This is a genomic window from Pseudomonas sp. 32A (genome assembly GCF_052682255.1).
This window is the reverse complement of sequence record NZ_JBQYLY010000001.1, coordinates 528,967-551,208: the sequence shown is the minus strand read 5'-3', so window position 1 is coordinate 551,208 and position 22,242 is coordinate 528,967. Positions and strand designations below refer to the sequence as shown.

Genomic DNA, 22,242 nt, shown 5'->3' with positions numbered 1-22,242 from the left:
CACCGTTTGAACCCCAGCACTCGGAGAGCGTTCCATGTCTGACCGTTATATCGACTTCGCCAACTCCAGCCTCGGCCATCGCCTGGTCGCCGCCATTGGCCTGCCGTCACCGGTGCGCCTGGAACGCTGGCAGGCCGGACGCCTGCGCCCGGTGGAGGGTGCACTGCTGATCGGCGGCGGCCCGCTGGCAACAAAAATCCTGCCATTCGCCAATAAGCTGACCGACGCTATCTATAGCTACGGCACCGAACCGTCGACGGCAACCACCTGGATTCCCGGCCACGGGCCCAAGCTCAAGGCCGTGGTGTTCGACGCCAGCCAGTTGCAGCACACCGATCAACTCAAGCAGTTGCGGGAATTCTTTCAGCCGTTGATGAAGAACCTCGACCACAGCGCGCACCTTGTGATCCTTGGCCGCGCCCCGGAAAGCCTCAGCGACCCATTTGCCGCCAGCGCCCAGCGCGCCCTTGAAGGTTTCAGCCGCTCGTTGGCGAAAGAACTGCGCAGCGGCGGCGTCCTGCAGTTGCTGTATGTGGGCGACGGCGCCGAAGACCAGCTGGAAGGTGCACTGCGGTTCTTCCTATCACCCAAAAGCGCGTATATCTCCGGACAAGTGATTCGTTTGAATGCCTGCCCGACCCAGGTCGAGGATTGGACCCGACCGCTGGCCGGGCGCAAGGCATTGGTGACCGGTGCGGCCCGCGGCATTGGCGCCTCGATTGCCGAAACCCTGGCCCGCGACGGTGCCGAGGTGATTGTGCTGGACGTGCCCCAAGCCAAGGCCGACCTCGATGCCCTGGCCGCGCGCCTGGGCGCCCGCAGCATCGCCCTGGATATCTGCGCCGAAGACGCCGCCACGCAGTTGATCGAACACCTGCCGGACGGCCTCGACATCGTGGTGCACAACGCCGGCATCACCCGCGATAAAACCCTGGCCAACATGACCCCGGAATACTGGGACGCCGTATTGGCAGTCAACCTCAACGCGCCGCAAGTGCTGACCAAGGCGCTGCTGGACAGCGGCACCCTGCACGACAATGGCCGCGTGGTGCTGCTGGCGTCCATCAGCGGTATCGCCGGCAATCGCGGGCAGACCAACTACGCCGCGAGCAAGGCCGGGCTGATCGGCCTGGCACAGGCGTGGGCGCCGTTGCTGGGGGAACGCGGGATCAGCATCAATGCCGTGGCCCCAGGTTTCATCGAAACCCAGATGACCGCACATATTCCCTTCGCCTTGCGCGAGGCCGGGCGGCGTATGAGTTCGCTGGGCCAGGGCGGGCTGCCCCAGGACGTCGCCGAAGCGGTGGCCTGGCTCGGTCAACCGGGCTCGGGCGCAGTCAGCGGGCAAGCGTTGCGGGTGTGTGGGCAAAGTCTATTGGGAGCGTAAGCATGCAGTGGCACACATTAGGCAGCACCCCGTTTCTGCCGCCGCTGTATTGGCGTGCGGCGCTCAAGCGCAAGATCACCGGCACCACGCTGCCCGAGCAAGGGTTGCGCTGCCGGGTCAGCGTTAACCCCAAGGATGTGGACGCCTATCGCAAGGTCTGCGGGTTTGCCCAGAGCCCGGTGCTGCCGGCCACTTATCCCCATATCCTGGCGTTCGGCCTGCAGATGCAATTGCTCACCGACAAGGCGTTTCCATTCCCGCTGCTGGGGTTGATCCACCTGAGCAACCGGATCCGCATCCTGCGCCCATTGGGTGGTGTGAGCGACCTGACGGTTGGTGTCTACGCGCAGAATTTGCAACCCCATGCCAAGGGCGCGACCTTCGATATCGTGACCACGGTCGAGGATTCACTGGGGCTGCTGTGGGAAGCCGAAAGCCGAATGCTCTGTCGCGGCGTGAAACTCGATGGCGCTGCGGCGGACAACACCCTGCAAGCGCCCACCAACGTAAGCGAGCTGACCCGCTGGAAAGCCCCCGCCGACATCGGGCGCCGTTACGCCCGGGTGTCCGGCGACTACAACCCGATTCACTTGAGCGCCCTCACTGCCAAGTTATTTGGCTTCCCTCAGGCCATCGCCCATGGGTTGTGGAACAAGGCACGCGCACTGGCCGCGCTGAGCGAGCATTTGCCTGCGGCCAATATCGAAATAGACGTCGAGTTTAAAAAACCGGTGCGTTTGCCCAGCGAGGTAACTTTATTGACAAGTGCTGCGGGCTCAAGTGGTGAGTTTCAACTAAAGGGTGCTGGGGATATTGAACACATGGCCGGGCGTTGGCGGCCAATCTCCTGATAAATTGTATATATACATCCTAAGTTATAGCGGGCTATCGATAGCCCGCTATCTTTATTAACCCTATGATTTTAAACACTTCGCAACTTCTACATCCTCCCCCACTACACCCTTGGTATTAGTCGCTAAGCAGACTAACTCTATCTGTATATAAATCGTTAATACCAAGTTGAGCATTGCGAGATAACGCACCCGGGTCTGTTATAGCCACAACGGACGAATGTATCGCTGCCCCTAGAAACAGCGAACTTCGATAACAGCAAAGGCTGTACCTGGTGCAAGGAAATCAATCATGAAAACTCAAGTCGTGTTGTGGAAAGCAAGTACCGCGCTGGCCCTGGTTCTGGCAGTAAGCCTCGGAGGCTGCAGCAGCGGTGGTGGTGGTCATCACAGCAGCGTCGCCGCGTCCTCTCCGGATGCCGGCGCCGGATCAGGTGGTGGCACTGGCGGTGGTACAGATGGCGGCACTGGCGGTGGTACCGGCGGAGGCACTGATGGCGGTACTGGAGGTGGTACCGGCGGTGGTACTGATGGCGGTACTGGAGGTGGTACCGGCGGCGGTACTGGAGGTGGTACCGGCGGCGGCACAGGTGGTGGCACTGGCGGAGGTACAGGTGGCGGCACTGGCGGTGGCACCGGTGGCGGCACTGGCGGCGGTACAGGCGGTGGCACAGGTGGCGGTACCGGCGGCGGTACAGGTTCGACCACTCCGCTGGTCACCGGCCAGGTAGTTGGCGCTGTCGGCGGTGTCGTCGGCAACGTCGGCACTGCAGTGGGCGACCTGGGTTCAACCCTCACCACTGTCCCCATTGTCGGCACCACTGCTGGCGGGCTCGTCACCGCGACAGGCACTGCCGTCAACAGCATCGGCACCGGCCTGACCGACGGCCTGGGCACACTGGGTACCAATAGCAATGCCTTGGGCACCACTGTTGCCGGTGTCGCCAACGGCGTGGCCGACCTGGGCACCGGCGTTTCCAACACCGGCAAATCCCTGGGCACTACGTTGGGCGGCATTCCCGTGGTCGGTGGCTTGACCGGCGGCGTAGGCGGTGCGGCTGGTGGCCTGGTCGATAACGTCGGCCAAACCGTGACCATGCTCGGCGACACCTTGAGCACGGCCAGCACCACCGGACCACTGGGCGGTTTGACCAATACGCTCGGCAAAAGCGTACTGGTGCCCGTCGTCTCTCTGGTGGAAAACACCACAGGTAACCTGGGCAACAAGACAGGCCTGGGCAACCCGGTGGGTGGTTTGATCGATAAAGTGGGCGCCACTGTCACCGGCCTGGGTGGCCAGGTAGCCAGCGCCGGCGGTGCAGGCAACCCTGTCGGGACACTCGTCGGTGGCGTATTGACTGGCGTCGGCACCACCGTTGATAAGTCGAGTGGCTACGTCAATCCGGCAACCACGACTCCGCAATCGGGTCTGCCTGAACTGGTCGGTGGCCTCGTCGCCAACGTCGGCAACGGCCTGAATATTGGCAACACCAATGGCACTGTCAGTGCTGCGGGCGTAACCGGTGGTGCCGTGGGCAACACCGTCGCGTCCGTCGGCACGCTGATTGGCGGCAACGGCGTAGCCAACACCGGCGCCACGGCTCCGGTCGCGGGTCTGGCGACCACTGTCGGCGCCGCACTGAACCCAGTGACGACGAGCGTTGCCGGGCTGACCCAAAACATCGGCACCACCACCGGTGTCGGTGCACCGGTGAACGGCCTGGTGACCCAAGTCGGCGGCGCAGTCAGCGGCCTGGGCACCAACCTGACGGCAGCCAATGCCAACCCGATCACCAACGCCGTAGGCGGTACGCTGAATGCAGTCGGTAACACGGTCGGCTCGGTGGGAGGCTTGGTCACCGGCGGCACCGGCGGTAGCGGTGGTGGTCTGCTCGGCGGCTTGAACGTAGGTGCCAGCGCTTCTGCAGGAGGCACTGCAGGGGGCACTGCAAACACCAACACCGGTGGTGGCCTGGGCGGTTTGCTCGGCGGGCTGACCGGCAAAAAATAGAATTGCACCTGGCCATTAGACGGCCTCCCCTCCAGCGCCTACGCTTGGTTGAGACGAGAGATCCCAATGAGTCTCTCGTCTTTTTTATTGGCCAGTGAAGGCCTCCCGAACCGCGCCCCAGAGCCCGGCGGGGACTCGCGAAACGCTGCTGCAGTTTGACCATGGAGTGTCCTATGCGCGCCTTGACGCCTTTGTTTCTACTCACCCTGATTGCTGCCAGTGTCCACGCCGAGACCCTGCCCAGCTTCCTCAACAGCAACGACACCATTCGCAACCTGCCGGTGCCCAATCTACCCGCCGACGCCTATCGTCCGGTCACGCCGCAGACCCAGTTGCCCGAGCCGGCCGCTACCCAGAACAAGCCGCTGTTGATGGACACCAAAGTGACCATCCGCAAGCTGCAAATCGATGGCGGCACGATCTACCCACTCAAGGATGTGGCCCAGGTTTTCGAACCGCTGATTGGCCATGAAACGACCCTCGCCCACCTGATCGAAGCCACCCGCGGCATCACCCGCCGCTATCAGCAGGACGGCTATCTGCTGTCCTACGCCTACCTGCCTGATCAGCGCTTCGAAAACGGCCTGGTGCACGTGGTACTGGTGGAAGGCTACATCAAGGATTACAACGTGCAGGGCGACATCGGCTCAGTCTCGGCCTACGTCGACAAACTGGCGGCCAAGCTGCTGGGCGAGCGCCCGTTGACCCGCAAGACCTTCGAGCGCTACACCACGCTGATGGGGCGTATTCCGGGTGTGACGCTGCAGGCGCAAGTACCGCCGCCGGGCACTACCGATGGCGGCACGCACATGCAAATCCAGGCCTCGCGCAAACCCTTCACCAGCAGCATGAGCATGACCGACGACAGCCGTGGTGGCCTGCAAGCCCTGATCACCGGCACCAGCAACTCCCAGACCTCCATGGGTGAGCAACTGAGCCTCAGCGGCCTGTTCCCGCCTGGCGAAGACAAGGAGCACTACTACCGCCTGGGCTACAGCCAGTTCGTCAACGCCGAGGGCACCCAACTGGTGGTGAACGCCGAACGCTACCGCGCCGACCCGCGCAGTAACGTGCAACTGGACGGCGGTTTTGAACTCAAGCCACATCAGGAAATCGACCGCTACTCCGTTGGCCTGAGCCATCCACTGATCGCCTCCCCCACCGAGTCGCTGACCCTGGGCACGCGGCTCTATGCCGTAGACCAAACCACGCGTTATCAACTGGTGGGTTTCCCCCTACGCTTCGACCTGGAAACCAACCTGCGCGCCCTGGCTTTTGAGGGCGACTGGCGCAAGTCCGACACGCGCCAACTGCGCATCCTCAGCGCCGGCCTGTACCAGGGCATCGACGGCCTGGGCGCCAAGACCCGCAGCGACTTCGAAGGCATAAAACCGGACATCGACTTCTTCCGCCTGCGCCTCTCGGGCGTACAGAGCGACAAGTTCTTCGACAACTGGCAAGGCGTCGCCTCGGCGGCCGTTTACTGGAGCAACGACACCCTGCCCGACAGCGAACGCGCGACATTCGGCGGGCAGAATTTCGGGCGTGGCTACCCCGACGACCAGGGCTCGGGCGACAAGGGTTGGGGCGTGGCGTATGAGGTCAACTACAGCTTCAACCGCAGCGGCGAATGGGTAAAAATCCTGCAGCCGTATGTGGTGCTCGACAAGGCCAAGACCTGGTTCAACGAGCTGCCGGTCAAGGCCAACAACATGTCATCGGCGGCGGTGGGCCTGCGTTTCGGGGACAACAAGTACTACAACATTGCGCTGGAAGCGGCCAAGCCGATGTCGGACATTGCCCTGGACAGTTTTAATCGGCGCCCACGGTATACGCTGAGTTTCAGCTACCAACTCTGACCCCTATTTACTGTAGGAGCGAGCTTGCTCGCGAAGAGCGTCCAGACAACGCGGGGAACCAGACTGCCCGCGTTATCGTTGACGTTTTTCGCGAGCAAGCCCGCTCCCACACAAGCTCGTTCCTACATCAATCTGATCTTGGGGATGGGGAAAAGGTTGTTGAGGGTGTCGATCAAGCGCACCAGATAGATCGGCTTACGGAACAGGTCCAGTACCTGCAAACGCAGCATATCGCTGACATCATCCATCTCGGCATGGCCAGACATGACGATCACCGGCAGGTGCTGGCGAGCGGTGTGTTCGCGCAGGCGCTTGATCAAGGAAATACCACTCTCCTCGGGCATGCGCAGGTCGGTGATTACGAGGGCGATATCGGGGTGCAGGGTCAGCTCTTGCAAAGCGAAGGTGACCGAGGTGGCGGTGAAACAGACAAAACCCTCGTTCTCCAGCGATTCCGCCAGTTCAATGAGGGCGTCCTCTTCGTCATCCACCAAAAGGATTTGTTGCCGGGGAGACAAAGAGGAGTTCATGGGGAAATGCCTGAAATTAAGGATTCACTCAGTGTAGCCCTTGGAACGTTTGCCGCTGACAGTCTGCTCAGGTGGAGGTGATGCTCGCAGAGAGCACGTTAAACAACGCCTTGGCGCGCTCGCTGATCGGGCTCATGAAGATCCCGATCACCGCCGCACACATGGCCGCCACTATGGCGTATTCAATCCCTGATGCACCTTCCCTTGCAGAAACGAACGACTGCATTTTCACGACAATGTTCAGGACGTTATTTGCAAACATTCAAGGTCTCCCGGGAAGGGCAATCGTTCTAAAGGGACGCTCGAATCAAGTACCAATACCATTCTTGATGCTGGTAAAGATGGACGTGACCTTCGTGCTGATCGGCGACATGAAAATCCCGATCACTGCCGCGCACATCGCTGCGACAATCGCATATTCAATACCGGAGGCTCCCTCTTTTCCGTAGGACAAAATCTGGATTTTGACAAAAACTCGGCGAATGGCATCAAGGAACATAGTGACTTCTCCTTTGCGCTCAAGGCGCTGGTGTAGCAGTGCTGCAACATGATTCCGGTGTGCCACTAGAGCATTGTCAACAAACGCCATACCAACAACTGTAAGAACGGATTAATTACAAAGTATTAGCCATCTCCTGACGCCAGAAATCCGCCTGTTTTACCTGATATCGGAGATATTTTCCGGCGCAGTAATGGCATTTTGTCCTAGTTGAACTACCTTCAAATAGCGAAATAGTTGAGATTAAAAGCGACCTGTTTGCGTAGGAACTCGAAGGAAGTAGCAGTGGGTGCAGCGGGATAGGGAGAGCCATCATGAACAGTCGCATCAGCTTGATCCTGGCCGGGTTGCTATTAGTAGGTGCGCTCATTGCTGGCTATTGGGGCCTGGTGCTGAGCCGTCCCGCGCCTGTCGCACCCACCGTGGCCCAACCACCCTCGACCGTCGTGCAAACCATGGCTGCCGCTGAAGACCAGACGCGCCAGACGGTGGTCGTTCTGGCCCACGATGTACCCGCCTTTGTCGCACTCACAGACGCCGACCTGGTGCTGGAAAAACTGCGCACGCCTCCCGCTGGCAGCCTGACCTCATTCGATCAGGCCGTGGGCAGAAAACCGTGGCGGCCACTCACGGCCGGCACCTGGTTGACCGAGGAAAGCTTCAACTCGGGCAGCAACCTGTCGCGGATGATTCGTCCTGACGAGCGCGCACTCGCGGTGGCCGTGGATGAAGTGAGCGGTGCCGGCGGTCAACTGAGCCCAGGGGATTATGTCGACGTCCTGCTGTTTCTGCGCCAGGAATCCAGCAACCCGCAACCGTCAGCCCAAGTCGTCATACCCGCATTGCGCCTGCTGGGCATCGGTGACCAACTGGGGCTGACCAACGACGGCAAGCCCGGCTCGCCACCGCCGGCCAATGACGAAGAAAAGCTCAGGCAGCAACAGAGTCGCGCCAGCGCACGCATCGTGACCCTGGCGGTACCGGAGCAACTGCTGAGTCGGCTGATGCTCGCCGCACAATCCGGCGTGCTGCGCCTGGCGGTACGCAGTGCCGACGAGCAACTGCTGAGCCATTACTGGAGCGGAGAACGTGATTCCGCGGCGAACCTCGACAACGCCAAGCGCGATCTCTATCAGTTCAATCAACTGGCGCTCAGTACTGCCCCCATCAACGGCTTCAACCCATCGGCAGGGAGTGGCGCGATACGGCGCTCGGGGGTCGAAGTCATACGCGGCAATCAGGTTACTCAACAAACGCCCTGACAGAGCTAAGGATGCCTTGAATGAGCAGTCGTTCCGTGCCGTTTTTTCCACGCGTGTTCTGGGCCATTTTCACCCTGAGCCTGCCCGTCGAGCTGGCCTTCGCAGCCCCGGGCAACTGTGCCAGCCTGGGTCAATTGCCAGCGGTGCTGGAGGTCGGTGAAGGCGTCCAGCAGGCCATCCAGTCTCCGGTGGCGATCACGCGCCTGGCCATTGGCGACCCCAAGATTGCCGATGTGCATGTCAACGGCAGTCAATCGTTCCTGCTCACGGGCATGGCTCCCGGCGCGACCAGCCTGATGGTGTGGACCGGTTGTTCCACAAGCCCGCGCCAGAGCATGGTGTTTGTTCAAGGCAAGGCCACCTCGGCACTGACCAGCCTGGCCCTGTCGCCCTCCGACGACCCTACACTGCCCAGCCAGGTGCAAACCGATATCCGCTTTGTCGAGGTCAGCCGCACCAAACTCAAAGAGGCCAGCACCTCGATCTTTGGCGGCACGCGCAATTTCCTGTTCGGCAGCCCCGGCACGGGCGCAGGCACCCTGCCGCTGGATAACGGCAGCTTCAATATCGGCTTCGGCAGCGGCCGGTTCGGGGCGCTGATCAACGCTCTGGAACGCAGTGGCTTTGCCTATACCCTGGCCCGCCCCAGCCTGGTCGCCATGAGCGGGCAAAGCGCGACATTCCTGGCCGGTGGTGAAGTGCCCATCCCAGTGCCCAGCACCGGCAGCGACACCATCTCCATCGAGTACAAGGAGTTTGGCATTCGCCTGACGCTGACCCCCACTGTCATCGACCGTAATCGCATCTCCCTCAAGGTCGCGCCGGAAGTCAGCGAACTGGACTACTCCAACGCCGTGCAAATCGAAGGGATCTCCGTGCCGGCACTGACCGTGCGCCGCACCGACACCAGCGTGTCCCTGGCCGATGGGGAAAGCTTCGTCATCAGTGGCCTGATCAGCACCAATAACCGTTCCACCATCAGCAAGTTTCCCGGCCTTGGCGACATCCCGGTGCTCGGCGCGTTCTTCCGGGATTCCAATATCAGCCGCGAAGAAAAAGAGCTGCTGATGATCGTCACCCCGCACCTGGTGCAGCCACTGACAGCGAACGCCCAACTGCCGTCCTTGCCCGGAGAGAAACTGCGCAGCTACGACCCGAACTGGTACCGCCTGTTCTTCCTGGAAAACGGTAATTTCGACCGCCGCACAGGACTGTCCCAATGAGTGAAAGCCTGAGCCAGACTTTTTTGGCAATCACCCGCAATACCACGGATCTGGAATGGCTTCAGGGTGCACTCGCGCCCCTTGGGCAAGTAGTCGGCGCCGGCGGTGGCAGCCTCGACGAGTTGTTGGCGCTGGTGGATGTCACCTTTGCCAACCTGGTGTTTATCGGCCTCGACCGCGAGCACGTGACCACCCAATGTGCCTTGATCGAAGGCGCTCTGGAAGCCAAGCCGATGCTGGCGATCGTTGCCTTGGGCGACGGCATGGACAATCAACTGGTACTCAATGCGATGCGGGCCGGTGCGCGGGATTTCGTCGCTTATGGCTCACGCTCCAGCGAGGTCGCCGGCCTGGTTCGCCGCTTGAGTAAACGCTTGCCGGCCGTCGCCCCCAATACCCACCTGGGCGGCCTCACCGTGCTCTACGGTACCCAGGGCAACGCCGACGGGGCGCTGATCGCCAGCCACCTGGCGCTCGTGGTGCAAAAAAGCGGACAACACACATTATTGCTCGACCTGGGCCTGCCTCGCGCCGACAGCCTGGCCCTGCTGGGGCTGGAAAGTTCTTTTCATTTCGGCGACGCCCTGCGCCACTTGCGGCGCCTGGACGCAACGCTGATCAACAGCGCCTTCACCGCAGCCGAAGCCGGCCTGCGCATCCTCGCTTACCACGACAACGACGAGCCGCTGGAGCGTACCAGTGCCGCAGAGCTGTACATGCTGCTCAGCGCCCTGCGTCAGCATTTCCAGCACATCGTGGTCAACCTCACCGGCCAGCCGGACAGTGAAGCGTTACGCACCTTTGTCAGCCATTGCGACAAACTGCTGTGGTGTACCGATCAGAGCGTGCCCGACTGCCGTCGCAATCTGGCGGTACTGAACCTGTGGCGGGAAAAAGGCATGAAGCTGGAGCACGCCCGCTTGCTGGTGGACCGATACCTGAAAGGGGCCGCCCCCGACGCCGACGCTTTGAGCAAAAGCTTCGGGCTGGAGATCATCGCCGTGCTGGCCCTGAGCCCGGAGATTCGCCTGAGCGCAAAGAACCAGGCACAGACCCTGTTTGCGCTGGCCCCGCGCGAGCCCCTGACCCAAGCGTTGCGCACCCTGGGCGAGCGCCTGGCGAAGCGCTCCGAAGGCCTGGAAAAACCCTCCACCAACTGGCTCAACCGCCTACTGGGGACCAAATGAGCAGCGAAAAACTGTTCGGCGTTCCCGGGCGTGGCGGCGTCGGCAATACCGATCACGATGGCCTGAAACTGGTGCTGCACCGTTACATCATCGATGCCATCGAAGAGTCGGGGAAAAACCTGCTGGAAGGCACCCGGCAATCCCTGGCCCAGTTTGTGATCGACAAGGTCGCCGAATACATCACGCGCATGCACCTGGCGATTTCCCGCTACGAAATGGAGCGCCTGGCCGAAGAAATCGTCGATGAGCTGACCGGTTTCGGACCGCTGGAGGTCCTGCTGCGCGACCCCTCCGTTACCGAGATTCTGGTCAACGGCCCGCACCGGGTATTTGTCGAGCGCGACGGCCTGCTGCACCAGAGCGATTTGCGTTTCATCGATGACCACCATGTGGAGCGAGTCATGCAACGCATCCTCGCCCCATTGGGTCGGCGCCTGGACGAGTCGTCGCCAATGGTCGATGCGCGCCTGCCCGACGGCAGCCGGGTCAATGCGATCATTCCACCGATTGCGCTGGACGGGCCTTGCCTGTCGATTCGAAAGTTTCGCAAGGACATGCTCAAGAGCAGCGACCTGGTGGCGATGCAGACCATCGACCAATCGATCTTCGAGTTCTTCCAGGAGGCCGTCGGCAAGCGCTGCAACATCCTCATCAGCGGCGGTACCGGCACCGGTAAAACCACACTGCTCAACATTCTCAGCCAGTTGATCAACCCCCATGAGCGGCTGGTCACCATCGAAGATGTGGCCGAACTGCAACTGGGCCATCCCCACGTTGTGCGCCTGGAAACCCGCCCGCCCAACGCCGAAGGCCATGGTGAGGTGAAAGCCAGCGACCTGATTCGCAACGCCCTGCGGATGCGTCCCGACCGGATCATCCTTGGCGAGATTCGCGGTGTCGAAGTGCTCGACGTGTTGACCGCCATGAACACCGGCCACGATGGTTCGATGAGTACGGTGCACGCCAACAACGCCCAGGACGCATTACTGCGCCTGGAAACCCTGGTGGGCCTGACCGGGCGAGTGGTGGCAGAAAAAACCCTGCGCCAAATGATCTGCGCCGCCCTGGATGTGGTGATTCAACTGACGCGCCTGCCTGATGGCCGTCGCTGTGTCAGCGAAGTGGTGGAAGTGGTGGGCGTGCGCGATGACGTGTATGTCACCAACACCCTGTTTCGACACGACAAGCGCAACAGCTTCCTGCGCGAAGCGCTCAACCCGGCCGGCGATAAGCTGCGCCGTGAAAGCCACCTGCCGTTGTAGGAGGCCAATGCGATGATCCTCCCGATTGTGCTCGCGGTCGTTTCCCTGAGCCTACTGCTGCTGGCACTGCACCTGATGCGCAGCGGTTTGCGCAAGGCGCAGACCGATCGGGTGCTGGAGCGCTTGGCCGAAGGGCAGCCACATGCCCCGGCCGAAAGAAGCGCGGTCACCCGACTGGAGCGTACGTTCATCCGCGCGGGCCTGGGCAGGCCGACGGAACGCCTCGGTTTGTGGCTGACGCTATGGGCGGTGGGTGTATTACTGGGCGTGCTTGCGGCCGAATGGCTCGGCTTGCTGGCGATGCTCGTGGTGCCGCCGCTGGCCCTGCGGCTTTACATCGCTTTGCGCTATCAACGGCGATTGCGCCGGATGATCGAGCAATTGCCGCAACTGCTCGATCACGCGGTGCGTAGCCTCAAGTCAGGGCGCACCCTGGCGGATGCGGTGCTGGGCGGTATCGATGCCAGCGAAGACCCGCTGAAGAAGTCCATGGGCCGGATCAAGCGTAACGTTCAACTGGGCGTCAGCCTGCCCGAAGCCGCTGAGGATTTTGCCGAGTTTTACGAACAGGATGAGTTACGTCTGTTTGCCATCGGCCTGAAGGTCAACCATCGCTATGGCGGCAACGCGAGCGAGTTGCTGGAAAACCTGATCAAAATGATTCGCGAGCGGGACCAAGGCGCTCGCCAACTCCGGGCAATGACCGGGGAAACCCGCGTCACGGCTGTGGTGCTGGCGCTATTACCGGTCAGCGTGGCCGGTTACTTCCTGCTGACGAACCCCACCTACCTGGTAGGCATGTGGGCAGACACCAGTGGCCGGCACATGCTGCTGGGCGCGTTTGCCATGCAGATCATCGGTTGCGTGGCGCTGTGGCGCATGCTGAGGAGCGTCTGACATGGTCCTGCTGATCAGTGCATTACTGTTTCTGGCTGCGCTGTTGCTGGTGCTCGCCAACGTGTTGGGCCAGCGCCGCCAGGACCGCCTGGTTACCCAGCGGCTACAGGGCCAAACCGGCCGTGAGGACCGCCTGGGTCAGTGGTTGCGTCAGCTGGGCAGCACGCGACTCGGCCAGCGCACCATCAGCCTCGATAACGAAACCCAGACCCTGCTCAACCGCATCGGCTGGAGAAAGGCCAGCCAGCGCTCCATGTTCGCTGCTTGCCAGGTTGGCGCGCCCTTGCTGTTGCTGGGCCTGACCCTGCTGGTGCAAAGCCTGTTATTTCCCGAGGCCGAGCCGAAATGGCTCGCGCCGTTCCTGGGCCTGGCCATCGGCTACCTGATACCCAAGCGGGTTCTGGCATCCCTGTCCAAACGCCGGCAGGAACAAATCGCGCGCGAAGTGTCGACCTTTATTCCGCTGCTGCGCATTTTGTTTGAGTCGGGCATGGCAGTGGAGCAGACGCTGCGAGTCATGACCAATGAAGCGCAGAAGCTGCTGCCGGTGCTCACCGCAGAATTACGCCTGGTGCTGGTTCGAGTCGACTCCGGCCTGGAGTTGGGAGAGGAGCTGAGCAAAGCCAGCCAACTGTTGAGCGTCGACGAGTTCACCGACACCTGTTCGATTCTCCAGCAACTGCTGCACCAGGGCGGCGGGGCAATGAAGTCATTGCTGGCCCTCAAGCTGTTGCTGGATGACCGACGCCTGACCCGGATGCAGGAATACATTTCCAAGATGTCGGCCAAGATGTCCGTCGTGATGATGGTCTTCCTGTTTCCGGCATTGCTGATCGTTTTGGCCGGCCCCGGCTTTATCGCGATATCGAAGGCCATGGGGCCTTGAGAGGACATGCCATGAAGACACTGATGATCGCGTGCAGCCTGTTGCTGTTGGGCGGCTGCGCCACTAACGGGCAGATGCCGTGGGCGGGAATGGGTACGCCCGGCAGTTGTGCCAAACCCGGGGCCGACCAGGAACTGTCACTGAACCTGGCCGACGAAATGGCCAACGACGGCAAACTCCACGCCAGCCTGGCCAACCTGCAAAACCTGCCGGAAACCCTGCCTCAGGTACGCCAGCGCAAAGCCAAGGTTTACCGCTTGCTGGGACGCAGCGAAGCCGAACCGCTGTACCGCAGCCTGCTCGGCACCTGCATGGCCGCCGAAGGTGAACATGGCCTCGGCCAACTGGCGGCGGCCAAGGGTGACAACGGTCAAGCCATGGCGCACTTGCAACGCGCGGCCACGCTGTCGCCCACCGATGAAAAGATCCGCAACGACCTGGGCGTTGTGTACCTCAATCAACTGCGCCTGGAAGACGCGCGCTTTGAATTCCTCACGGCTATCGAACTCAAGCAAAGTGATCAACTGGCGGCGGTCAACCTGGTGACGTTGCTGATCTACCAGGACAACTGGGGGCAAGCGGCGCAACTGGTCAGCCGCATGGGCCTGAGCCCGGAACAGGTGACTGACGCCCAAGCGCGGGCACAGCAACTCAAGGCACCCGTATCAATGGCCAAACCGGCAAAAGATCAGGTCGCGGCCGTCAGCGACGTTCCGCAGACGCCGGTCAAATAGGCCCTTCAGGGAGTAAACCAGATGAAACTCAAACTGCTCGCCAACCTGCTGTTAGCCGGCCTGCCACTGAGCGCGCTGGCCATCGAACCGGGGCCTTCTTCGCCCTATCAACAACAGACCGAGGGCTGGCTGCAGATGCAAGTCAGCGGTGAACGGGCATCCGCCCACCCGCAAAAGGCCGCACCCGCTGAACGCGAGCAGGCCATGCAACGTTTACTGGAAAGTTACAAGCATCCTATCCCCGAGTATTTCGACCAGAAACAGGGCGGCAATACCCCCGGTGGCAACAGCAACTAGTGAGCAGTGACGCGCTGGCGGGCCGTCGAATTACTCGGCGATAACGCCAGCGCCAATTGGGTGCGGTTGTGCATATGGGTCAGGCGCAGCACCTGAGACACGTAGAGTTTCACGGTGTTTTCAGTGATGCCCAGCTCACAGGCAATCTGATAGTTGGTCTGGCCCTTGCCTACCAACCTTGCGACGTCCAACTGGCGCGGGGACAACTGATTGAAGATCGCCGGTATTTCAATACTGTCAGTCTCGCTGACTTCGCCCTCGGCTTCATTCGACAGGGTCGATTGCGGGCTGCTGCGCACCTTGTCGAGGTCATGATAAAGATCGTCGATGGACGCCGAGAGAAACTGCAGCTTCTGGTTCAGATGCCCCAGGTCGAGGTTTTTCTGGCGGTCTTGCAGCGCCACGACCTGGCGTTGCAACCCTTCAAGCAGCTCGCTCAAATTGATCGGCTTCTGGTAGTAATCGGCAATCCCGGCGCGCAGGGCCTTGATGACGTCCTGCTTGTCGGCACGCCCGGTCAACATGATGGCTTCAAACACCCGCTGCTTGCCGGCCAGGCGTTGCAGAGCCTGGACCAGTTCGATGCCATCCATCTCCGGCATGTGCAGATCGCACAGCACCAGGCCGATCTCGGTATCGTCACGAAAACGCTCGATAGCCTGCTGGCTGGAGTTGCAAGGGACACAGCGGTAACCGCTGCTTTCAAGAAATTCGCAAAGCTCTTCCACGATCAGGGGCTGATCATCGACAACGAGCACTTTCACTTCAGATATAAGCTTGTTCACGCGCTACTCCATGCCTGGGCAAGCCAAAGACCGACCGATCCATTCCGACGACTTTCCTATACAGCCTATCCATAAACGTAGACGTACTTTCCTACTATGTACATAGCGATACCCTACCTGGCGACTAATGGGATCCAAATCCAGGTCAGGCAGAAACCGATCAATAAAAACGGCACGAACGGCTGCTTGGCCGAGCGCGTCGGATGCAGGTACTGCAAGGTGTTCCTAAGCCCCTGATTCATCAGCGGCCATAGCCTGGGGGCCAGCAGCAGCCAAGCCGCGCTGGCGAGGCCTGCGCCGATAAAGGTGCCCAATACGTAGAGGTGGTTGGACGCCAGCGCCAATGCCGCGATCAACTTAACGTCACCGGCCCCCAGGCGGCCCAGTGCATAACCTGGCAGGGTAAAGAGCAGCGCCAGGGCAAACGCCCAGCCGCCTTCGGCAGCCGGCGCGCCGAGCCAGGTGGTGCCACTCCAGAGCAGATAAACCAGCGCCAGCAGGCCAGCTCCGAGGGTCAAGCGATTGGAGATCTGACGTACACGAATATCTTGCACAGCGCACAGCGCCAACCAAATGAATAGGACGAGGCTTTGAATCACGTAAAAAAAATCCCTTTTTGCGGAATGATTCTATGCTGATATCAGGTAGTAGCAGTCAGGGTAGACGCAGTCATGAAATATGGCCTCCCCGGAAAACAAAAAGGTGCCGCCGCGCTTGAGTTCGCGATGGTCTTCATGATTTTTTTTGGCGTGTTTTATGGCCTCGTCAGCTACAGCCTGCCGTTGCTGCTGATGCAGTCTTTCACGCAGGCCGCCGCTGAGGGCGTCAGGCGCAGTGTCGCGCTGGACCCTTCCACCGCCAACTACGCCGATGCGATTACCGCCCGTGCCACCGCGGCGGCCCAGGCCCAACTGGGCTGGATCCCCCCCTCGTTCAATTTTCTGCCCTCCTACGTGACGGCCACCTACACCCCGCTCGGCTTGCTGACGGTGAAAATCAACTACCCCTCGGCGAACCTCAAAAACGTGCTGCCGTTTCTGGTGTTACCCGGCATTGGTACGGTGCCCAGCCTGCCCACCACGCTTTCTGCCCAATCGAGCCTGCAATTTTGACATCCGGGGACAACCTCTTGGGGCGGCTGCTAGGGCGCAGCAATCATCTGGCGACGGACGCGCCGGCAACGATGCCCACGAACGCCGCGTTGCTGATGTACCTGGACGCCCAAGGCCATGTTCTGGAGGTGCACGGCGCCCTTCGACATCGCCTGCAACACCCGCCAGCGCTACAGCAACAGCCGCCACCCCTGTTGGACTACCTGTGTGCAAAGAGCGCCCTGGCGATCGAAGGCGCCCCCGGCGACTGGCAGGGGCAAAGCCTGGACCTGGACTTCAAGGGGCTCGCCGGCCAGGTCTTGCATACCCGTGGCTGGATTCAACCCGAGGGCAAAGGCTGGCTTCTGCAATTGCTGGACATCGGTGACCTGGTTGACCAGCGCCACCTCACACTCGCGCGCGAACATCATCAGCGGATAAGCGATCAGATCAGCGAGCAACTGCGGGTATGCAGCCTGACGCGCCTGCCTGAGGTGCTCGGTGACGTGCTGCAAACCATCGCTCAGTCCTGGCACGTCCCCTGTGTCGCAATCGCGGTGCTGGATGAGCAGGACCAGGGCTGGAGGATTCAAGGCCACTACGCGTCACACGACGCACCGGCGCTCTGGAGCCAAGGCCAGGCTCTGGGCACCAGCCTCGACAGCCTGGGCGGTACGGCCCCGGTGAGTCTCAACGTAAACCGGGGCCATAGCGATCATCCAAGGCTGCAAGGGCTATTTGGCAATGCGGATGGTTTTCTGGTGCCTTACCGGGACGGCCATGGCGTAGGAGCCTGGCTGCTGTGCGGTTTTTATAGCCGCCAGGAACCCAACAGCGACCGTGACTGGTTACAACTGACCGCCGCCCTCGCCGCGCCGCTGCTGGGCCGCCTGCGCGAACAGCGTCATCAGCAGCAACTGGATCGCCTTGAAGCACTGCAAGGACTGCTCGGCACCGGCTGGTGGGAGCTGCCTCCACACAGCGAAGAGATTGAGCTAGCCCCTCAACTGCTGCATACCCTGAGCCAAGGCGAGGTCACCACACGGCTATCGCTGCCGATGTGGCTCAAGCTGATTCACCCCGCCGACCGGGAAGAACTCGCCAGCCGCCTGCAAGACCTCAAGACCCTGGGCAAGCCGCTCTCGAGCAGCGTTCGCCTGCAACGTGCCGACCCGGCGCAAAATCCCATCTGGTATCGCGTACAGGGGCAAGCGCTGGGCTCGGGGGAGCAGAGTCGACTGGTGGGCTTCATGCTCGACATCAGCGACATAAAAAACCAGGAACAACAGGCCGCCGCCGCCCACGCACGACTGGACAACCTGATCGCCAGTTCCCCTGCCGTGATCTATGTACAGCGTTACGTCGAGGGCACCCTGCAACCCGTGTTCTTCAGCGACAGCCTGCTGCCGTTGCTCGGCCGTACGCTGGCCGACTTCACCCCCGCGTCCCTCAACCAATGGATCCACCCCGAAGACCGCGACCTCTACTTCGACCGTACCCGCCACCTGCTGCGCGAAGGCCACGTGAGCTGCCGTTACCGGGTGCTCGACAGACAAGGCAACTACCACTGGCTGCTGGATGAAGCCCGGCTGCTGCGCGACGACCTGGGGTTGCCCGTGGAAGCCGTGGGCCTGTGGCTCGACGTCACTGAGTCGACGCTGGCGGCGCAACGGGTCAAGGACAGCGAGGAACGCTACCGGATCCTGGTGGAGGACTCCCCGGCCATGATCTGTCGCTACCGTCCGGACCTGACCCTGACCTTCGGCAATACGCCCCTGGCCAACTACATGGAATGCCGGCCTGAACACCTGCCGGGGATGAACCTCAGCCAGTGGTTGTCCGAAGAACAGCGCGAGGCATTTGTGCAGCGCATCCAGCAACTGACCCCGGAGTTCCCCGTGAGCACTTCCGAAATCAGCCTGCAACTGCCGGGGCGTACCCATGCCTGGTGGGTGTGGTCGGACCGGGGCGTGTTCGACGAACAGGGCCAGTTACAGGAAGTGCAAGCCGTAGGCCGGGACAACACCGAAGTGCGCCGCTCCCAGCAGCAACTGACCCAAAGCGCCAAAATGGCCACCCTCGGCGAAATGGCCACCGGCCTGGCTCACGAGATCAACCAGCCGTTGAATGTGATGCGCATGGCCATCGTCAACGTGCTCAAGCGCTTGAGCAACGGTGATGCACAGATCGACTACCTGACGGAAAAACTCCAGCGCATCGACTCCCAGGTCCAGCGGGCGGCCCGCGTGGTGGACCATATGCGCGTGTTCGGCCGCCGTTCGGAAGTCGAACAGCAGCCCTTCAACCCGGCGCAGGCCGTGGAAGGCACCTTGTCGTTGCTCAGTGAGGGCATGCGCGGCAAAGGCGTGGACCTGCGTATTGCGCCGCTGGACGTTACGGTGCAAGTCAAAGGCTACGTCGACCAGCTGGAACAGGTGCTGATCAACCTGATGGTCAACGCCCGCGATGCCCTGCTGAGCAAACGCGAGCACAACCACGACCTGCAGCCGTGGATCTCGGTGCAGATCGAGCACGACAGCCGCCACGTACGCATCTGGGTGGAAGACAACGGCGGCGGGATCGACCCGCGCTTGCTGGAGCGGATTTTCGAACCGTTTTTCACCACCAAGCCGATTGGCGTGGGCACCGGCCTGGGATTGTCGGTGAGCTACGGCATTGTCGAAAACATGGGCGGCCGGTTGAGCGTCGCCAACAGTGAACATGGGGCGAAGTTTTGTGTGGAGTTGCCGCTGGTGAGCGAGGCCTAGATCACGAGGTAAGCCTGGCCTGAGTGGCAGCTGAGGTTGGCGCCCACCCCGACCTGGTTGAGGTCGATTCCCAGCCCCAGCAAGAGTGTGTTTACCACCGAGTTAAGCAGGGGTATCAACGTTGCATTCAGCACATTGAGCAGCGCAGTGGTAACACCACTCAAAATTGACCCAAGCCCCCCGATCACGTTGCCCAACAGATTCTCGTTACCGGGAGTCGGCCCGTACATGTTCAGGTTAAGCCCCGGCACCAGTCCATTTACCGGGTCCGTCAAGCCACTGACAATATTGGTGGTGCTGTAGCTGTAGTAATACGGCGGCTGCGAGATCTCCGGCAAATTGGGCGACGTGTAGGTGTGAGGAACGCCGGAGGCACCGCCTACCTGAATATTGGCCGACAACCCCAAACCGCCACCGACCGAAGGCGTGTTTGAACAAAACACGATCAACGTGCAGGTGCGGGTGCCAATATCCACGACCTTCAAGGGCGCCACCACCACCGTGGGGGGCGTGGGGCCGGGGCCAAAAACGCTGCTGGAGTCAATCTTGCCCATCCTCAGGTTCACCAAGGAGGTATTAGTGGCAGTGGTCAGGCTTTTATTGGTAGGGCTGGGGCACGTGTAGCCCGTGACCCAACTGCTGGCACTGGCGGCATCCAGCTCGATATCGATACCCACCGGTGGCGGCAACACTTGAATAAACGGGGACGTGCACGAGACCGCGCAAGTCAACGAGTTGATGACGCCAACCAAGTTGAGATTGAGTAACGCCGTGAGGGTGCCCAGCAACGGCGAAACCAGCCCGGTGACTGCGTTTGTGAGGGTAGAGACCGTATTGAGTACCGGCAAATTAACCGACAGCTTCGTGCGTAACTGGCCGGTTTGTACGTAAATCCGGTTCGGGCCGAAGCGAGTGTCTTGCCCCGCTGCCGTAGCGCGGGCCGGGTTACCGATGGCCGACATTTGCGGCGGCTGTAACACCTGAACACTGGCAGTGATTTGCGCAACCCCGGGCAGGTTGATGGGAAAACTGGCCACCAGGCCGTTTTTCTTGTTGGCCAGTTGTACGAAACCTTGAATCAGGTCAAACACCCGCATGTTGACCGCCAGGGCGGCGACATTGCTGCCACTCTCGATCGACAGGACATTGCCCAGCACCACTTGGGTCGCCCCCGCCGCTATTTTCAGGGCTTGCAGGCTGACGATGGTCGCGGTGCCCGTCAACGTATGGGTGGGGTCCAGCACATTGATTGCCGATTGAATCAACTGGCCAACCGAGATCGTGTTACCCAACACTTCGGTATAGCCGCCGGCGGTCAGTCCCAGGTCAAGCTTCAACTGGTCCAGGTAACTCAGCAGCGAGATATTGGTGTTGATCAGACCGTTCCAGCCCGCTACCGAAATGTTCAACGCACCGCCCAACAAGCCGCCGGTCAGGCCGTTAAGCATTGGCGCGTTGGTCGAATCCACGACCAGGGCCGTGCTGCGAATGGTCAATGCCGCCAGTGGTGGCCCCAATGCCGCAACGGCCGTCGCGCTGACGGTCGTCTGTGTCGCCATGGGTACGCCGTTGAGCAGGTTCCATAGGCCGCCGGCGACGCTGGTCGTCACGGTCTCGGAAGCCACCACCTGGATCGCCTCATTTTTCGTGGCGTCGGCGCTGAATACCCGAAGATTGCTCGCATTGGTCACCAGGGTGCCGCAGGTGACGGTGAGTGCACGGGTGTTCGCGACAACCGTGAAGCCATTACGTGTCGCGTTCTGAGTGGCGTAATCGTTGGCGGTGGTACCGGTCGCACATTGCCCGCCGCGATTGGCCGACTCCAGCGCCGCCGTATCCGCGATGGACTGCAACTTGCGCTTTTCCAGATACAGCCGGCTGCTGTCGATGACCACCAACAGAAACACCAGCGCCATGCCCAGGGTCAGGGCCGCCATCAGCCCAATCGCACCACGCTGCCTTGCATGCCCGGCCAGGCGGCCGGAACGAAGTCGGGGAGACATCGAGCACTCCTTTGCCGGCACACTGCCGAGCGCTTACTCTCCTGTGTTGCTTGGGAGTGTAGACAACAGCGGCGGGGGCTGCAGGCCAGTCGCCATGGGCAGGCGACTGGCGGAGGGCGGATTAACGAATCAATGCGGCGGGTAGTTGGACAGCACCTTCGTCACCGTCGCGCGAATAGCTGCGCTGCGGTCTTGTGGCTCGGGGGAACTGGCGAGGATTTGCTCATCGCTGCCGCGCCACACGAGTTTGCCGTCCTTGCCGTCCAGCAGATCAATCTGGATGGTGGCCACCTTGTAGGTGATGTTGCGGGTTTCGTTGTACATCGGCGCGCCCCAGTAACCATTCCACGGGCCGCCCCAGGCGCCGCCGTAGTTGGTGGTGACTTGTTGCTGGCGGTCTTCGACGATCAGGTAGGTCTGCACATTCAGGTCAGCCTTGGTACCCGGCGCCGCAGGGCGCAGGCCACGCTGGTCGAGCTGCTCGCCCACGGCCTGGCGGATGCGCTGCTCAGTGAGGTCACTCTTGATCCGCGGGTCATCCGGGCGGTATTGCAACGCCGGCTCTTTCCAGCTCCAGCTGCGGTACGCGCCAAAGTCCCGGCTGGCGTCGAAATCATGGTTGACCTGGCTGGTCTGGCACCCCCCCAGCAACACAACAACAGCAAGTGCAGCAATACGACGAAGCATGGTTGTTCTCCAAAAGACGATCC

General features: G+C 61.3%; 21 protein-coding genes. 14 read left to right on the top strand and 7 right to left on the bottom strand.

Features of this window, described 5'->3' with window-relative positions; translation table 11 throughout:
- The first annotated feature begins 34 nt into the window (after positions 1-34).
- The 4 genes from ACUN0G_RS02395 to ACUN0G_RS02380 all read left to right on the top strand — a co-directional run bounded on the left by ACUN0G_RS02395 (position 35) and on the right by ACUN0G_RS02380 (position 6,108).
- On the top strand, positions 35-1,387 hold the full coding sequence (locus ACUN0G_RS02395) for a 3-oxoacyl-ACP reductase (RefSeq protein WP_445572609.1): 1,353 nt from the start codon (positions 35-37) through the stop codon (positions 1,385-1,387).
- A 2-nt stretch (positions 1,388-1,389) separates the two neighbouring features.
- On the top strand, positions 1,390-2,238 hold the full coding sequence (locus tag ACUN0G_RS02390; RefSeq protein WP_445572608.1) for a MaoC family dehydratase: 849 nt from the start codon (positions 1,390-1,392) through the stop codon (positions 2,236-2,238).
- A 292-nt stretch (positions 2,239-2,530) separates the two neighbouring features.
- The gene (locus ACUN0G_RS02385; RefSeq protein WP_445572607.1) at positions 2,531-4,249 is read left to right on the top strand and encodes a collagen-like triple helix repeat-containing protein; all 1,719 of its coding nucleotides are present in this window, start codon (positions 2,531-2,533) and stop codon (positions 4,247-4,249) included.
- A 173-nt stretch (positions 4,250-4,422) separates the two neighbouring features.
- Positions 4,423-6,108 carry a ShlB/FhaC/HecB family hemolysin secretion/activation protein gene (locus tag ACUN0G_RS02380; RefSeq protein ID WP_258343546.1) on the top strand — a complete coding sequence of 562 codons (1,686 nt, stop codon included), beginning with the start codon at positions 4,423-4,425 and terminating at the stop codon, positions 6,106-6,108.
- A 122-nt stretch (positions 6,109-6,230) separates the two neighbouring features.
- On the opposite strand, the gene ACUN0G_RS02375 is transcribed toward ACUN0G_RS02380, so the two are convergent.
- The 3 genes from ACUN0G_RS02375 to ACUN0G_RS02365 form a co-directional block, all read right to left on the bottom strand.
- Positions 6,231-6,638, bottom strand: coding sequence for a response regulator (locus ACUN0G_RS02375; protein WP_167664888.1), 408 nt, complete (start codon positions 6,636-6,638; stop codon positions 6,231-6,233).
- Between the two features lie 67 nt (positions 6,639-6,705).
- The gene (locus ACUN0G_RS02370; protein ID WP_445572606.1) at positions 6,706-6,900 is read right to left on the bottom strand and encodes a Flp family type IVb pilin; all 195 of its coding nucleotides are present in this window, start codon (positions 6,898-6,900) and stop codon (positions 6,706-6,708) included.
- A gap of 45 nt (positions 6,901-6,945) precedes the next feature.
- Complete coding sequence (locus tag ACUN0G_RS02365) at positions 6,946-7,137, bottom strand: Flp family type IVb pilin (RefSeq protein ID WP_258343544.1); 192 nt, start codon at positions 7,135-7,137, stop codon at positions 6,946-6,948.
- A 314-nt stretch (positions 7,138-7,451) separates the two neighbouring features.
- On the opposite strand from ACUN0G_RS02365, the gene cpaB reads away from it, so the two are divergent.
- The 8 genes from cpaB to ACUN0G_RS02325 are packed head-to-tail and all read left to right on the top strand — an operon-like array spanning position 7,452 to position 14,885.
- Positions 7,452-8,399: a Flp pilus assembly protein CpaB gene (cpaB, locus tag ACUN0G_RS02360; RefSeq protein WP_258343543.1), complete on the top strand. Its 948-nt coding sequence runs from the start codon at positions 7,452-7,454 to the stop codon at positions 8,397-8,399.
- 20 nt (positions 8,400-8,419) lie between these two features.
- A complete protein-coding gene (locus tag ACUN0G_RS02355) occupies positions 8,420-9,622 on the top strand; it encodes a type II and III secretion system protein family protein (RefSeq protein ID WP_445572605.1) in 1,203 nt (400 codons plus the stop codon).
- Entirely contained in the window at positions 9,619-10,809 is a 1,191-nt protein-coding gene (locus ACUN0G_RS02350) for a pilus assembly protein (RefSeq protein ID WP_445572604.1), read from the top strand. The genes ACUN0G_RS02355 and ACUN0G_RS02350 overlap by 4 nt, the downstream gene beginning before the upstream one ends.
- Positions 10,806-12,071: a CpaF family protein gene (locus ACUN0G_RS02345; protein WP_258343539.1), complete on the top strand. Its 1,266-nt coding sequence runs from the start codon at positions 10,806-10,808 to the stop codon at positions 12,069-12,071. The genes ACUN0G_RS02350 and ACUN0G_RS02345 overlap by 4 nt, the downstream gene beginning before the upstream one ends.
- Before the next feature lie 12 nt (positions 12,072-12,083).
- Positions 12,084-12,968 carry a type II secretion system F family protein gene (locus ACUN0G_RS02340; protein WP_421552404.1) on the top strand — a complete coding sequence of 295 codons (885 nt, stop codon included), beginning with the start codon at positions 12,084-12,086 and terminating at the stop codon, positions 12,966-12,968.
- Between the two features lies 1 nt (position 12,969).
- Positions 12,970-13,854 carry a type II secretion system F family protein gene (locus tag ACUN0G_RS02335; RefSeq protein WP_445572603.1) on the top strand — a complete coding sequence of 295 codons (885 nt, stop codon included), beginning with the start codon at positions 12,970-12,972 and terminating at the stop codon, positions 13,852-13,854.
- Positions 13,855-13,865: 11 nt separating this feature from the next.
- Positions 13,866-14,588, top strand: a complete 723-nt coding sequence (locus ACUN0G_RS02330; RefSeq protein ID WP_445572602.1) for a tetratricopeptide repeat protein — start codon at positions 13,866-13,868, stop codon at positions 14,586-14,588.
- 21 nt (positions 14,589-14,609) lie between these two features.
- Complete coding sequence (locus ACUN0G_RS02325) at positions 14,610-14,885, top strand: DUF3613 domain-containing protein (RefSeq protein WP_421525298.1); 276 nt, start codon at positions 14,610-14,612, stop codon at positions 14,883-14,885.
- Here ACUN0G_RS02325 and ACUN0G_RS02320 read toward each other — a convergent pair.
- Together ACUN0G_RS02320 and ACUN0G_RS02315 are read right to left on the bottom strand one after the other, a co-directional pair.
- Positions 14,882-15,670, bottom strand: coding sequence for a response regulator transcription factor (locus ACUN0G_RS02320; protein WP_258343531.1), 789 nt, complete (start codon positions 15,668-15,670; stop codon positions 14,882-14,884). The two genes, ACUN0G_RS02325 and ACUN0G_RS02320, sit on opposite strands and share 4 nt — an antisense overlap.
- A gap of 113 nt (positions 15,671-15,783) precedes the next feature.
- Positions 15,784-16,269, bottom strand: a complete 486-nt coding sequence (locus ACUN0G_RS02315) for a prepilin peptidase (protein ID WP_258343530.1) — start codon at positions 16,267-16,269, stop codon at positions 15,784-15,786.
- A gap of 72 nt (positions 16,270-16,341) precedes the next feature.
- Here ACUN0G_RS02315 and ACUN0G_RS02310 point away from each other — a divergent pair, with 72 nt between their 5' ends.
- Together ACUN0G_RS02310 and ACUN0G_RS02305 are read left to right on the top strand one after the other, a co-directional pair.
- On the top strand, positions 16,342-16,782 hold the full coding sequence (locus ACUN0G_RS02310; RefSeq protein WP_445572601.1) for a TadE/TadG family type IV pilus assembly protein: 441 nt from the start codon (positions 16,342-16,344) through the stop codon (positions 16,780-16,782).
- Entirely contained in the window at positions 16,779-19,529 is a 2,751-nt protein-coding gene (locus ACUN0G_RS02305; protein WP_445572600.1) for a PAS domain-containing protein, read from the top strand. Before ACUN0G_RS02310 ends, ACUN0G_RS02305 begins: the two co-directional genes overlap by 4 nt.
- Here the strand turns inward: ACUN0G_RS02305 and ACUN0G_RS02300 are convergent.
- Positions 19,526-21,532: a pilus assembly protein TadG-related protein gene (locus tag ACUN0G_RS02300; RefSeq protein WP_445572599.1), complete on the bottom strand. Its 2,007-nt coding sequence runs from the start codon at positions 21,530-21,532 to the stop codon at positions 19,526-19,528. The genes ACUN0G_RS02305 and ACUN0G_RS02300 overlap by 4 nt on opposite strands.
- A gap of 129 nt (positions 21,533-21,661) precedes the next feature.
- Positions 21,662-22,219 carry a DUF4136 domain-containing protein gene (locus ACUN0G_RS02295; RefSeq protein ID WP_003212927.1) on the bottom strand — a complete coding sequence of 186 codons (558 nt, stop codon included), beginning with the start codon at positions 22,217-22,219 and terminating at the stop codon, positions 21,662-21,664.
- Positions 22,220-22,242: the final 23 nt, after the last annotated feature.

Excerpts from the sequence above, each read along its gene's own strand:
- ACUN0G_RS02395 (WP_445572609.1), top strand. The coding sequence starts at position 35 with ATGTCTGACCGTTATATCGACTTCGCCAACTCCAGCCTCGGCCATCGC.
- ACUN0G_RS02390 (WP_445572608.1), top strand. The coding sequence starts at position 1,390 with ATGCAGTGGCACACATTAGGCAGCACCCCGTTTCTGCCGCCGCTGTAT.
- ACUN0G_RS02385 (WP_445572607.1), top strand. The coding sequence starts at position 2,531 with ATGAAAACTCAAGTCGTGTTGTGGAAAGCAAGTACCGCGCTGGCCCTG.
- ACUN0G_RS02380 (WP_258343546.1), top strand. The coding sequence starts at position 4,423 with ATGCGCGCCTTGACGCCTTTGTTTCTACTCACCCTGATTGCTGCCAGT.
- ACUN0G_RS02375 (WP_167664888.1), bottom strand. The coding sequence starts at position 6,638 with ATGAACTCCTCTTTGTCTCCCCGGCAACAAATCCTTTTGGTGGATGAC.
- ACUN0G_RS02370 (WP_445572606.1), bottom strand. The coding sequence starts at position 6,900 with ATGTTTGCAAATAACGTCCTGAACATTGTCGTGAAAATGCAGTCGTTC.
- ACUN0G_RS02365 (WP_258343544.1), bottom strand. The coding sequence starts at position 7,137 with ATGTTCCTTGATGCCATTCGCCGAGTTTTTGTCAAAATCCAGATTTTG.
- cpaB (WP_258343543.1), top strand. The coding sequence starts at position 7,452 with ATGAACAGTCGCATCAGCTTGATCCTGGCCGGGTTGCTATTAGTAGGT.
- ACUN0G_RS02355 (WP_445572605.1), top strand. The coding sequence starts at position 8,420 with ATGAGCAGTCGTTCCGTGCCGTTTTTTCCACGCGTGTTCTGGGCCATT.
- ACUN0G_RS02350 (WP_445572604.1), top strand. The coding sequence starts at position 9,619 with ATGAGTGAAAGCCTGAGCCAGACTTTTTTGGCAATCACCCGCAATACC.
- ACUN0G_RS02345 (WP_258343539.1), top strand. The coding sequence starts at position 10,806 with ATGAGCAGCGAAAAACTGTTCGGCGTTCCCGGGCGTGGCGGCGTCGGC.
- ACUN0G_RS02340 (WP_421552404.1), top strand. The coding sequence starts at position 12,084 with ATGATCCTCCCGATTGTGCTCGCGGTCGTTTCCCTGAGCCTACTGCTG.
- ACUN0G_RS02335 (WP_445572603.1), top strand. The coding sequence starts at position 12,970 with ATGGTCCTGCTGATCAGTGCATTACTGTTTCTGGCTGCGCTGTTGCTG.
- ACUN0G_RS02330 (WP_445572602.1), top strand. The coding sequence starts at position 13,866 with ATGAAGACACTGATGATCGCGTGCAGCCTGTTGCTGTTGGGCGGCTGC.
- ACUN0G_RS02325 (WP_421525298.1), top strand. The coding sequence starts at position 14,610 with ATGAAACTCAAACTGCTCGCCAACCTGCTGTTAGCCGGCCTGCCACTG.
- ACUN0G_RS02310 (WP_445572601.1), top strand. The coding sequence starts at position 16,342 with ATGAAATATGGCCTCCCCGGAAAACAAAAAGGTGCCGCCGCGCTTGAG.
- ACUN0G_RS02300 (WP_445572599.1), bottom strand. The coding sequence starts at position 21,532 with ATGTCTCCCCGACTTCGTTCCGGCCGCCTGGCCGGGCATGCAAGGCAG.
- ACUN0G_RS02295 (WP_003212927.1), bottom strand. The coding sequence starts at position 22,219 with ATGCTTCGTCGTATTGCTGCACTTGCTGTTGTTGTGTTGCTGGGGGGG.